Genomic DNA, 11,950 nt, shown 5'->3' on the forward strand with positions numbered 1-11,950 from the left:
AGTGTCTCATGCAGGATATTTGGCGTCTGTCGGCGGCCGAGCTCGCCTCCCTCATCAAATCGAAGAAGGTCTCGGCGAAGGAAGCCGCCGAGGCCGGGCTGGCCCGGCTCGACGCGGTCAATCCGAAGCTCAACGCGGTGGTCGATCACCGGCCGGACGACGTGCTGGCGCAGGCGGCCAAGATCGATGCGGCCATTGCGCGCGGCGAGGCGGTCGGGCCGCTTGCCGGCGTTCCCGTCACCATCAAGGTCAATGTCGACCAGGAGGGTTTTGCCACCACCAACGGGCTGAAGGCGCAGCGCGACCTGATCGCCAAGGTCGACAACCCCGTGGTCGCCAATCTGCGCAAGGCCGGCGCGGTGCTGCTCGGCCGCACCAATTGTCCGGCGGTGTCCTATCGCTGGTTCACCACCAACCTCATTCACGGCGACACCAAGAACCCGCGCGATCCCGGCATCACCCCGGGCGGCTCGTCGGGCGGCGCGGGCTCCGCGGTCGCGGCCGGCATCGGCCACATCGCGCACGGCACCGACATCGCCGGCTCGATCCGCTATCCGGCCTATGCCTGCGGCGTGCACGGCCTGCGGCCGAGCCTGGGCCGTATCCCGGCCTTTAACGCGGCATTGCCGGAGCGTCCGATCGGTCCGCAGATCAGCGCGGTGTCGGGCCCGCTGGCGCGCACCGTCAACGACCTGCGCATCTCGCTGGCGGCGATGTCGGCGCCGGATTATCGCGACCCCTGGTATGCGCCGGTGCCGCTCGAAGGACCAGCGCGCGAGAAGCGGGTTGCGATGTGTCTCAATCCCGACGGGCTCAACCCGGTGCCGGAAGTGGTCGCCGCGGTGGCCGATGCCGGCAAGCGCCTGCGCGATGCCGGCTGGATCGTCGAGGAGATCGCCGACACACCATCGCTACGCGAGGCGGCCGAGATCCAGACCCGGCTCTGGCTCGGTGACGGCTTTGAGGCCCAGCTCGCCTTCGCCGAGCGCGAGGGCGATCCCGGCGCGCTGGCCTGCCTGCGCGGCGTGCGCGCCCGGGTGCATCCGTTCGACCTGTCGCAGGCGCTGACCCGCCGCGCCACGCTGACCCGCGAATGGTTTACCTTCCTCGACAAATACCCGGTGCTGCTGATGCCGGTCTCCGGCGAGCTGCCGTTCCCCGATCATCTCGACCGCAAGGACGAGGCGTCATTCGCGCGGGTGTGGCACGCGCAGCTGCCGCAGATCGCGATCCCCTTCATGGGACTGCCGGGGCTTGTCGTCTCCACGGGCTTGGTGGGACGGATTCCGGTCGGCGTGCAGCTGGTCGCCGCCCGCTACCGCGAGGACCTCTGCCTTGCCGCGGGCGAGGCGGTCGAGGCCGGCGGCACGCCGTCCGCCGCCATTGATCCGGTGGCCTAACGTGACGACAGTCTACGATTTCACCGCAAAGTCGCTCGCCGGCGAGGACATGCCGCTGCGGCGATTCGAGGGGCAGGTGCTGCTGATCGTCAACACGGCAAGCGCCTGCGGGTTCACGCCGCAATACAAGGGCCTCCAGGAACTGTACGCCGGATTGTCGCCGCGCGGCTTTGCCGTGCTCGGCTTCCCCTGCAACCAGTTCGGCGCGCAGGAGCCGGGCGATGCGAAGCAGATCGCCACCTTCTGCGAGACCAATTACGCGGTGACGTTTCCGATGTTCGCCAAGATCGACGTCAATGGCAGTGCTGCGCATCCATTGTACGAACACCTGAAACGTGAGAAGTCGGGCCTGCTCGGGCCGGCGATCAAATGGAACTTCACCAAGTTCCTGGTCGATCGCGCCGGCAAGGTCGTGGCGCGGCATGCGCCGACCGCCCGGCCCGAAGGATTGAAGAAGGACATCGAGGCGCTGCTATGAGCGACGACAACACCAACGACCAATTCCCCGACCGCCTCTCGGTCGACCCGAACAGCCCGTATTACAACGCGGAGATCCTCGCGCGCGACGTCGGCATCCGCTTCAAGGGCGCCGAGAAGACCAATGTCGAGGAGTACTGCATCAGCGAAGGCTGGGTGCGGGTCACCGCCGGCAATGCCAAGGACCGTTACGGCAATCCGCTGACGATCAAGGTGCACGGCCCGGTCGAGCCGTATTTTAGGGATAAGGCGAAGTCCTGAGGCGCTTCCTCCGCGTTATTGCGAGCGAAGCGAAGCAATCCATCGCGCCGCAAGTTGAAATATGGATTGCTTCGTCGCTTCGCTCCTCGCAATGACGATGAGGCGGCAAGCCTAACTTTGAGAGCACAAGCATGTCCGTCCGTATCGTCGACGTCCGCGAGGTGACAAAGCCGATCTCCTCGCCGATCCGCAACGCCTATATCGACTTCACCAAGATGACCTCGAGCCTGGTTGCCGTGGTCACCGATGTGGTGCGCGACGGCAGGCGCGTGGTCGGCTACGGCTTCAATTCCAACGGCCGTTACGGGCAGGGCGGTCTGATCCGCGAGCGCTTTGCGCCGCGCCTCAAGGAAGCCGATCCGACATCGCTGCTTGACGCTACGGGCGACAATCTCGATCCGGACAAGATCTGGTCGACGCTGATGTCGAACGAGAAGCCGGGCGGCCATGGCGAGCGCTCGGTCGCGGTCGGCACCATCGACATGGCGGTGTGGGACGCAGTCGCGAAGATCGCCGGCAAGCCGCTGTTCCGATTGCTCGCCGAGCGCCATGGCGTCAGCGCCGATCCGCGCGTGTTCGTCTACGCCGCCGGCGGCTACTACTATCCGGGCAAGGACCTCGGGAGCTTGCGCAAGGAGATGCGCGGTTATCTCGACCGCGGCTACAATGTCGTCAAGATGAAGATCGGCGGCGCGCCGCTCGCCGAGGATCGTGCGCGCATCGAGGCGGTGCTGAAGGAGATCGGCAGCGCCGCGCAGCTCGCCGTCGACGCCAATGGCCGCTTCGATCTGGAGACCGCGATCGCCTACGCCAAGATGCTGCGGGAGTATCCGCTGTTCTGGTACGAGGAGGCCGGCGATCCCTTGGACTACGCGTTGCAGGCCGCGCTCGCCGAATTCTATCCCGGCCCGATGGCGACCGGCGAGAACCTGTTCAGCCATCAGGACGCGCGCAATTTGATCCGCTACGGCGGCATGCGGCCGGATCGCGACTGGCTGCAATTCGATTGCGCGCTGTCCTACGGGCTCTGCGAGTATCAGCGCACGCTCGCGGTGCTGAAGACCCACGGCTGGTCGCCGAGCCGCTGCATCCCGCATGGCGGCCACCAGATGTCGCTCAACATCGCAGCCGGCCTCGGCCTCGGCGGCAATGAGAGCTATCCCGATCTGTTCCAGCCCTATGGCGGCTTCCCGGATGGCGTGCGCGTCGAGAATGGCCACATCACGATGCCCGAGCTTCCCGGCATCGGCTTCGAGGGGAAGTCGGATCTCTACAAGGAGATGAAGGCGCTGGCGGAGTAGGGAGCGCGGTCACTGCGACGACGCTCCCTTTGTTCACCAAGCGAGGTTTGCGATCCTCGCTGAGCCGACCGCGTCAGTCGCAGACCCGCAAGGTGCGGATGCGCCAGCCGTAACGCGTGTGCACGCGGCGCCGGACGAGGTAGCAGCCGCCGCCATCGTAGGGATAGCCGTAATACGGATAGCCGTAATAGCCGGGTCCGTAGAAGCCGGGACCGAAGCCCCAGCCATAGCCGCGATAAAATCCGCCGCGATAGAAGCCGCCATGGAAGCCTCCGCCGCCATGGAAGCCGCGCGCCGAGGCCGCGTTGGCGGCAAGCATTGCGATCGAGGCCACGGCAACCACGAGGATCGCTTGGCGCAGCATTTTCAGTTTCAGCATTCCTTGTCGTCTCCCGTGCAGTGTCTCTTGCAATCTCGGTTGCGGATTCACGCGCTAGTACCCGATGCCGGGCGCGCCGAAGCGGTAGTTGATGCGCGCAGTGACGAGGTCGATGTCCTGGCTGATGTCCTCGTTGCGCGTATTGACGCCGAGATTGGCGGGAGCGACGCCGGTGAAGGCGACATTGCCGGTCCCCATGAAGAGATGATCGTATTCGAGCGCCAGCGACCAGTTCGGTGCGAAGCCGTATTCGAAGCCGACGCCGATGGCGCCGCCCCAGCGCGTGTCATTGGCCGTGCCGAGTTCGATGCCGGTTGCGTTCGACCAGCCGGAATATTGGTTGTCGGTGACGGCAGCGCCGCCCTTCACATAGAGCAGCGCGTTGTTCCAGGCATAGCCGATCTGACCGGTGAACAAGCCGAATGCATCGGTCTTGGTCTGGTTGGTGATGTTGGGAAACAGCAGGCTCTGGCTCGATCCGGAGATGTCGGCCCAGTTGCCCTGCGCTTCGACGCCGTACACCCACGATGCAGCCTGCCAGCGATAGCCGATCTGACCGCCGACCGTGCCGCCCGAATTGCTCGCGCAACCTTCGCCGACGCTTGGGCTCACCGGCGTGCCGAACAGAGCCGTGTTGTTCCAGCAATTCCTGTCCCATCCACCGCCGCCGTTGAGGCCGATGTAGAAGCCGCTCCAATCGTAGGCGGGCGAGACCAGCGCTGGCGCCTTGGTCGGCATATAGGTGCGCGGAGCGAGATCGGCTGCAAAGGCCGGCGTGCCGATTGCTGCGAGGCCGGCAATGCCGAGCAGAATTTTTTTCATGATGAAGTCCCCTGCGGTTACACGACCAACCCCGCAGGCGAGCATACGAAAAGCGCTGTCGATGTATCGTGAAATTGTCGCAAGCTCGATGAATGTCGGATTGTGAAACTGTTTCGCGTCGCGCGTGCTTGCGATGTCAGCGCGGTGTCAGGAATCGACTTCGAGGCTTGCGATTGCTGTCGTGAATTCTGCGCACGTCGTCGGCTGCGTTGAGATCAGTCAATCTGATCGTTGTCGCCAGCAGCAAAGCGCAATGTTCGAGACAAGCTTCGGACATGTGGGGGCCAGCGAAGCACGTTCGCGTTGACCCCGGTCGCAGGTCGAGCATCGACCGTCTTCGCTCTCGCACATCTTGTTCACCGCACGCGCGATGATCATGCCGGCATTGTCGAGACGCTCGTCGTGCATCTCTCCCAATGTCGTCGAGGCGATAGCGGCCATTCATGCTGATCCGGTTGGCGCGGGCGGCCCGGGCACCCGGCGGCGGCGGGTCCCGGAACATGTCCCGCTCGCCAAAAATTTTGAGCGTCGCTCAATTAATTATTGAACGTTGCTCATATTTACGTATACTCATTTGGGAAGGCGCCTTCCGGATCATCCGGGGAGGGCGCAGAAACCGGCCGCAAGGATAGCCGCATGCCATACTCAGCCAAGGATCTCCGGGACGCCGCCGATGCCGGGGTGATCAGCGCCGCCGACTTGGACCGCCTGCTGGCCTTCCTGGCGTGCAGCAGCTCGGCCAGCGAGGCCAGCCCGGCCGCCAAATTCGATGCCGCCCACGTGCTCTGGTACGCCGGTGCGCTGATCGTGATCGGCGCCATGGGCCTGTTCTCGACGTTGGCCTTCACCCAGATGGGCGGCCGGGCGCTCACGGCCTGCGCGATCGCCTACGCGGTCGGTTTCGCCGTGGCAGGGCACCACCTCTGGCACGACAGGAATCTGCGGGTTCCCGGCGGCCTGCTGATCGCGATCGCGGTCTCGATGGCGCCGCTCGCGGTGTATGGCATTCAGGACGAACTCGGCTGGTGGGGCAAGTTCGGCAAGCCCGGAACCGTGCAGGACTTCTACGTCTGGGTGAAGGGCAGCTGGATCTTCATGGAGACCGCCACCGTCGCCGCCGGCATCGTTGCGCTGCGCTCCTATCGCTTCGCTTTCATCGTCGCGATCATCTCGGTTGCGCTGTGGTTCATGTCGATGGATCTGGCGCCGTGGTTCAGCGGCACCGCCTATGCCGATTTCGAAATGCGGCGCCGGGTGTCGGTCTGGTTCGGTCTTGCCGTGCTCGCGGTGGCGTGGATCGTCGACTATCGCAGCCGCAACGGCGACTTTGCGTTCTGGCTGCATCTGTTCGGCCTGATGGCGTTCTGGGGCGGCATCAGCGCCTCCGAAGGCTCGACCGAACTCAGCAAGGCGGTCTATTGCCTGCTCAATGTCGGTCTCGTCATGATCGCCGTGATCCTGATGCGGCGTGCCTATGCGGTGTTCGGCGCGTTCGGCATCTGTCTCTATCTCGGCCATCTCGCCGACGTCGTGTTCAAGGACTCGCTGTGGTTCCCGTTCTCGCTGTCGCTGATCGGAATTGCCGTGATCGCCGCAGGCCTGCTCTACCATCGCAACGAGCGTACGATCACGGCCTGGATCGACGCGCATCTGCCGGCCGGGCTGCGGCCGCGATCCGCGACTGCGTGATGCCGGTCACTCATTAGAACCGCTACAATCGGAATTCCCACAACGCTTCGAGAATATCGAGCTCGGCATGAAGTAGGACATCAATCCGAAGCCAAGGCGCCGAACACTGCCCGTCATCCTGAGGAGCCGCGAAGCGGCGTCTCGAAGGATCGACGGCCACCGGCCGGGCCGTGCATCCTTCGAGACGCGGCCAAGAGGCCGCTCCTCAGGATGACGGGGTTGGAAAGCTCCCAGTCGTCGTTGCAATGACGGGAAGGGAGCGTCTTACCCCAGCCGCCTGTCCAGCAGCCGCCGGCCATCGCCCTTCAACAGCTTCTTCACCGCGCTCGAGGCGATCACCTCGCCGTTGTTGGCGTAGGCCTCGTGGTTCTTCTCGATGTCGTCGAGACGGTAGAGGTAGTTGACCATCACGCCGGCGGATTCGCGCAGTCCTTTGGGCGAGAGATCGCCGAGCCAATTGATCCGCTCCAGCCGCGCGCCATTGCCGAGATGGAAGCGGGCGACCGAATCGATCTGCCGGCCCTTCGGCGTGCGCGCCTTCAGGAAGTAGTAGGCGGCGAGCGGCTCCAGCACCCCGCGCAGCTGCGCGGCGAGCTCGGCGTTCTCGAACCAGTCCGGCTTGCCGAGGCTCTCCAGCAACTGGCGATCCTCGTCGGTGAGCGGCACGTCGTCGGCCTGCTTGACCCACTGCATGAAGCCCGGCACCGGCGACAGCGTGACGAAATTTTCGAGCTTGGGCAATTCGCGCCGCAGCTCTTCAACCACCTGCTTGATCAGGAAGCTGCCGAACGAGATGCCGCCGAGCCCACGCTGGGTGTTGGAGATCGAGTAGAACACCGCAGTGCGGGCCTTCTCGACCGGCACCGGCTCGCGCTCTTCGGCAAGCAGCGGCGCGATCGCGCCCGGAATGGCTTCGGTCAATGCGACCTCGACGAAGATCAGCGGCTCGTCGGCCAGCGCCGGATGGAAGAACGCGTAGCAGCGGCGATCCACCGGATCGATGCGGCGGCGCAGATCGTCCCAATCGCGAATCTCATGCACGGCCTCGTAGCGGATGATCTTCTCCAGAATATTGGCCGGCGACGACCAGTCTATCCTGCGCAGCACGAGAAATCCCCTGTTGAACCAGGACGAGAGCAGATGCACGACGTCGCGATCGAGCGCGGCGAGGTCCTTGTTGCCCTTCATCAGTGAAAGCAGATCCGAGCGGATCGACACCAGATCGCCGGTGCCGCCGGGCGCGCGGTTGAGCCGACGGATCAGTTCCTGACGGCGCGGCTCGGAGGCGAAATGGAGGTCGCTGGCATCGTCGCCATTGGCGTTGGCGCGCCAGGCGTCGATCGCCTGCGCCAGCCGGGCGTGATCGGGTCCGAAATCGCGCGCCAGCGTCTGGAAGAATGACAGCCGGCCGGCGGCATCGAGATGGTGGTAGCGGTCGAGCACTTCGCGTGCCATCGCGGTGCCGGAGGCTTCGCCGCGGCCGGACAGCAGCGCCTCGCACAATTCCAGCAGCTCGGACGCATCCTGCTTGTCATTGGCCGGGCTGGCGCGGCCGAGCAGGACGCGGCCGCGTTCGGAGATGGTCGAGAGCAGGTCGGAGAAGAAGGCATTGGCCATTTGCGGGTCGCATCCAGCAGGTCGTATTCAGTGAAGCCGGACCTTACACGGGATTTAAGGTCGGGAAGACTGCAATCAAGCGCATGGATCGTACGGAAATATGTCGCAGCGCGACAGCGGTATAATTCGTCATCGCTGCGCCCGGTGACAACTTCGGTTCACGCTTTCTCGCACGATTTCTCCGCGAATGCGGTCGGCGTCTTGCCGGTGACCTGGCGGAATGCATGGGAAAATGCCGGCACGCTGGCATAACCGAGGTCGGAGGCGACCTGCTTGACCGAGACATTGGCGTCGGTCGATAGCCGTTCGATCGCGGCCGCGATGCGCGCGCGCTGGCACCAGCTCTTGAAGGACAGTTGCGTCTCCAGCGAGAACAGCCGCGACAACGTCCGCGCCGAGGTGCCGACGGCGCGTGCCAGCGCATCGATCTCGTGATCCCCCGTCGGATCGGCCAGCACGATGTCGGCGGCGCGGCGGCAGCGCGGCTCCTGCGGCAGCGGGATGAAGGTTGCGGAATCCTCGGCCTGGTGCAGCTCCAGCATCACCAGCCTGATCAACAGCTCGGTGCGCTCGCGTCCGCAGGATGTATCGAACAGCGCGAGGATCGCCTGGTGCACCAGCGGCGACACCCGCACCACGAATTCATGGCCGAGACTGTCGCTGCGCCGCTCGCGCGCGAGCCAGGCCTGGTCGAAATACAGCGTCCGCATCTCGATGTCGGCGAGCACGTCGATTGCGTGCGGCAGCAGGGCAGGGACCCACACCGCGCGGTCCGGCGGTACCAGCCAGCGGCCCTTAGGCGTGGTCACCTGCATGGTGCCGGAGGCGGCATAGACCAGCTGCGCCTCGCGATGCATGTGCGGATCGAGCCGGACGCCCTTGCGGTAGTTGCGCGCGACCATGTGGACGCCATCACCGGTGACGCGCCGGTCGTCGTGGAGGGCTCTGATTGGCGGTTCGGCGATAGTCATTGGCGACATCCCGTCAGGACAAGCACCTATAACCTATTTCCGAGCAATTGAAGAATCGCGTGAGAGACGTGTCCATGAGTGGTCCAGGGAATAGCCCAAGGAATAGCCCGAGCAACAGTCCGAGCCGGGTGATCAGCTTCGTCAACGCCGGCCATTTCATCGACCACTACGCGATGCTGATTTTCGCCGCCGCCGTCATCATCATGGGACCGGCGCTCGGCATGGCCTATTCGGAACTGCTGCCCTACGCGACGCCCGGCTTCGTCGCCTTCGGCGCCGGCTCGCTCATTACCGGCTGGCTCGGCGATCGCTGGAGCCGCCGCCACATGATGGTGATCTTCTTCGTCGGCATCGGCCTGTCGATGATCTCGGTCGGCTTCGTGCAGGCGCCGCTGCAACTCGGCGCCGCGTTGCTTTCGATCGGCATCTTCGCCTCGATCTACCATCCGGTCGGCACCGCGATGATCGTGTCCTATGCCGAGAAGCTCGGCGCCCAGATGGGGATCAACGGCGTCTGGGGCAATCTCGGGGTTGCCTCGTCGGCGCTGGTCACCGGCGTGATCGGCCAGTATCTCGGCTGGCGCTGGGCCTTCATCGTGCCGGGCACGGTCACCGTGCTGATCGGCATCGCCTTTGCGATGACGGTGGTGCATGAGGATCGCAAGGGCTCCAGGCAGGCGGCCGCGCAGGTGCGCGTCGCCAAGGAGGACATGTGGCGGGTGGTGCTGTCGCTCTTGATCGTGGTGATCGCGATCTCGACCACGTTCAACGCGGTGACGGTGGCGCTGCCAAAGCTGTTCGCCGAACGGCTCGCGGACCTGACCAAGAGCCCGGCGCTGCTCGGGGTGATCGCGGCCGGGGTCTATGTGTTCGGCGCGATGACGCAGTACACGATCGGCAAGCTGCTCGACCGGCATTCGCTGAAGACGGTGGCGCTGCCGCTGTCGTTCATGCTGGCACCGTTCCTCTATCTCGCCGCGAGCCTGTCCAACCTGCCGCTGATCGTGGTTTCGATCGGCATCGTGATGGGCGCGTTCGGCCAGGTGACGGTGAACGACGCGATGGTCGGCAAGTACACGACCGAGGAATGGCGCTCGCGCGCCTATGCGGTGCGCTATTTCGTCGGCTTCACAGCGGCGGGCGCGTCGGTCGGCCTGGTGGCCTGGCTCTACGACCAGGGCGGCTTTTCGATGATGCTGCGAGCCTTCGCCGCGCTGTGCCTGCTGGCGATTGCGGCTGCGATCATCCTGCCGCGCGAGATCCGCACGCCCGCCACGCCAGGGGGCTGATACCGGGCGTTTTGCGGCGGTTACCGCCGAGACGATCCGCGCCTGCCCGGCCGCGGAGGCACGGCAATCCGTGACCTGGTCACGCTTCACGAACTTTGTCCCGAACCGCAGATGTGGTAGGTTTGGCCGTGCCTCGGGCACAAGGCGCCGGTTGCGCCGCGAGCACGCATGTGTGGAGCAGCCGGAGCGCCATGGGAGAGATTCGCGACTTCAAGTCAGGCCGTCCACAGCCTCCCCGCGATGCCGTGCCGCGGCGGCTCGCCGCGATCGTCGTCGGCGACATCGCCGGCTACAGCCGGCTGATGCAACTCGATGAAGAGGGCACCCACACCCGCGTCAAGCGGACCGAGCGCGATCTGATCGAGCCCACCATTGCCGAGCACCATGGCAAGCTGATCAAGACCACCGGCGACGGCTTCATCGCGATGTTCGACAGCCCGGTCGAGGCGGTCCGGTGCAGCATCGTGATCCAGCAGAACATGATCGGCCGCAACGCGGCGATCGCGCGGGATCAGTGGATCGAGTACCGGATCGGCGTCAACCTCGGCGACATTATCATCGAGTCCGACGATATCTATGGCGACGGCGTCAACGTGGCCTCGCGGCTGGAAGGGATCGCCGCGCCAGGCGACGTCTTCATCTCCGGCGGCATCTACGAGCAGATCAAGCACAAGATGGTCTGCGGCTACGAATCGCTCGGCGACAAGAAGGTGAAGAACATCACCGATCCGATCCGGGTCTACCGCGTGCTGCCGGACGCCGCCGCCTACCAGAGGACACGGCGGCGCCGCGAGTCCATCCTGCTGACGCTGCTCGGGCTGGCGATCGCGATCATCGCCGGCGGCGCGCTGTGGTACCTGCTCGCGCAACCGCGCAGCAAGCTGGTCGACCTGGCGAAGGCGCCGCCGTCATCGGCGGCATCGCCTGCCGTGCAGCAGCCGGCACCGGCACCGAGCCAGAGTTCAAGCCCGGTTCCGGCAGCACCGGTGCAGCAGGCCTCGCCGCAACCTGCGCCATCCGCGAGCCCCACCCCAGAGTTGCCGGAACCCGAGATGGTGTCGCTCAAGGGCGGCAGCTTCTCGATGGGCAGCAATGACGACCCGTCGGAGCGGCCGATCCGCAAGGTGGCGGTGAAGCCGTTCGCGATGGGCAAATATCCGGTCACCGTGCGGGAGTGGAATGCCTGCGCGGCGGCCAAGGCTTGCGGCGTCACGGCCGGCGGCAAGGACGATGTTCCGGTCACCAATGTGAGCTGGAGCGATGCGAAGCAATATGTCGCCTGGCTCGCCGAGCGAACCAAGAAGCCGTATCGGCTTCCGAGCGAAGCCGAATGGGAGTACGCGGCGCGCGGCGGAACCCAGTCGAAATACTGGTGGGGCGACCAGATGCAGCCGGGCCATGCCGGCTGCAAGGATTGCGGCGGTGATGCTGCCGCCGAACAGCCGGTCAAGGTCGGCAGCTTCAAGCCGAATCCGTTCGGTCTCTACGACATGGGCGGCGGGGTCGATCAATGGGTCGAGGATTGCTGGCACAGGAATTACCAGGGCGCGCCGGACGACGGCGCGGTCTGGACCGGCGGCGATTGCGGCTCCCATGTCATCCGCTCCGGCTCCTGGAAGAATGACGCGCGCTATGTGCGCCCGGCCAATCGCGACAATTACGACACCAATGTGCGCTACCCGACCCACGGTTTCCGGGTTGCGCTGTCGCCCTGAGCGGTCATCCGCGATCGCCGGGCTTCATG

The 11,950-nt window shown here is 65.2% G+C and carries 12 protein-coding genes; 7 read left to right on the plus strand and 5 right to left on the minus strand.

Annotated elements, in window-relative coordinates; all coding sequences use genetic code 11:
* The first annotated feature begins 8 nt into the window (after positions 1-8).
* The 4 genes from ACVINW_RS22150 to ACVINW_RS22165 all read left to right on the plus strand — a co-directional run bounded on the left by ACVINW_RS22150 (position 9) and on the right by ACVINW_RS22165 (position 3,439).
* Complete coding sequence (locus ACVINW_RS22150; protein WP_456753247.1) at positions 9-1,400, plus strand: amidase family protein; 1,392 nt, start codon at positions 9-11, stop codon at positions 1,398-1,400.
* 1 nt (position 1,401) lies between these two features.
* On the plus strand, positions 1,402-1,878 hold the full coding sequence (locus ACVINW_RS22155; RefSeq protein ID WP_456753248.1) for a glutathione peroxidase: 477 nt from the start codon (positions 1,402-1,404) through the stop codon (positions 1,876-1,878).
* Positions 1,875-2,138 (plus strand): DUF3297 family protein, encoded by a 264-nt coding sequence (locus ACVINW_RS22160; RefSeq protein WP_456753249.1) that lies wholly within the window; start codon positions 1,875-1,877, stop codon positions 2,136-2,138. The genes ACVINW_RS22155 and ACVINW_RS22160 overlap by 4 nt, the downstream gene beginning before the upstream one ends.
* Before the next feature lie 131 nt (positions 2,139-2,269).
* On the plus strand, positions 2,270-3,439 hold the full coding sequence (locus tag ACVINW_RS22165; RefSeq protein ID WP_456753250.1) for a mandelate racemase/muconate lactonizing enzyme family protein: 1,170 nt from the start codon (positions 2,270-2,272) through the stop codon (positions 3,437-3,439).
* 73 nt (positions 3,440-3,512) lie between these two features.
* Here ACVINW_RS22165 and ACVINW_RS22170 read toward each other — a convergent pair whose 3' ends face one another.
* The 3 genes from ACVINW_RS22170 to ACVINW_RS22180 all read right to left on the minus strand — a co-directional run bounded on the left by ACVINW_RS22170 (position 3,513) and on the right by ACVINW_RS22180 (position 5,081).
* Positions 3,513-3,818, minus strand: coding sequence for a hypothetical protein (locus tag ACVINW_RS22170; RefSeq protein ID WP_456753251.1), 306 nt, complete (start codon positions 3,816-3,818; stop codon positions 3,513-3,515).
* Between the two features lie 54 nt (positions 3,819-3,872).
* Entirely contained in the window at positions 3,873-4,640 is a 768-nt protein-coding gene (locus tag ACVINW_RS22175; RefSeq protein ID WP_456753252.1) for an outer membrane protein, read from the minus strand.
* 219 nt (positions 4,641-4,859) lie between these two features.
* A complete protein-coding gene (locus ACVINW_RS22180; protein WP_456753253.1) occupies positions 4,860-5,081 on the minus strand; it encodes a hypothetical protein in 222 nt (73 codons plus the stop codon).
* Positions 5,082-5,276: 195 nt separating this feature from the next.
* On the opposite strand from ACVINW_RS22180, the gene ACVINW_RS22185 reads away from it, so the two are divergent.
* On the plus strand, positions 5,277-6,329 hold the full coding sequence (locus ACVINW_RS22185) for a hypothetical protein (RefSeq protein WP_456753254.1): 1,053 nt from the start codon (positions 5,277-5,279) through the stop codon (positions 6,327-6,329).
* Between the two features lie 264 nt (positions 6,330-6,593).
* Here ACVINW_RS22185 and ACVINW_RS22190 read toward each other — a convergent pair whose 3' ends face one another.
* Complete coding sequence (locus tag ACVINW_RS22190; protein WP_456753255.1) at positions 6,594-7,946, minus strand: malonyl-CoA decarboxylase; 1,353 nt, start codon at positions 7,944-7,946, stop codon at positions 6,594-6,596.
* 158 nt (positions 7,947-8,104) lie between these two features.
* Positions 8,105-8,917 carry an AraC family transcriptional regulator gene (locus tag ACVINW_RS22195; protein WP_456753256.1) on the minus strand — a complete coding sequence of 271 codons (813 nt, stop codon included), beginning with the start codon at positions 8,915-8,917 and terminating at the stop codon, positions 8,105-8,107.
* A gap of 74 nt (positions 8,918-8,991) precedes the next feature.
* Between ACVINW_RS22195 and ACVINW_RS22200 the strand changes: the two genes are divergently transcribed.
* Positions 8,992-10,206, plus strand: a complete 1,215-nt coding sequence (locus ACVINW_RS22200) for an MFS transporter (protein WP_456753257.1) — start codon at positions 8,992-8,994, stop codon at positions 10,204-10,206.
* 191 nt (positions 10,207-10,397) lie between these two features.
* The gene (locus tag ACVINW_RS22205) at positions 10,398-11,921 is read left to right on the plus strand and encodes an SUMF1/EgtB/PvdO family nonheme iron enzyme (RefSeq protein WP_456753258.1); all 1,524 of its coding nucleotides are present in this window, start codon (positions 10,398-10,400) and stop codon (positions 11,919-11,921) included.
* Positions 11,922-11,950: the final 29 nt, after the last annotated feature.

The sequence above is a fragment of the Bradyrhizobium sp. USDA 4461 genome, from assembly GCF_054055655.1.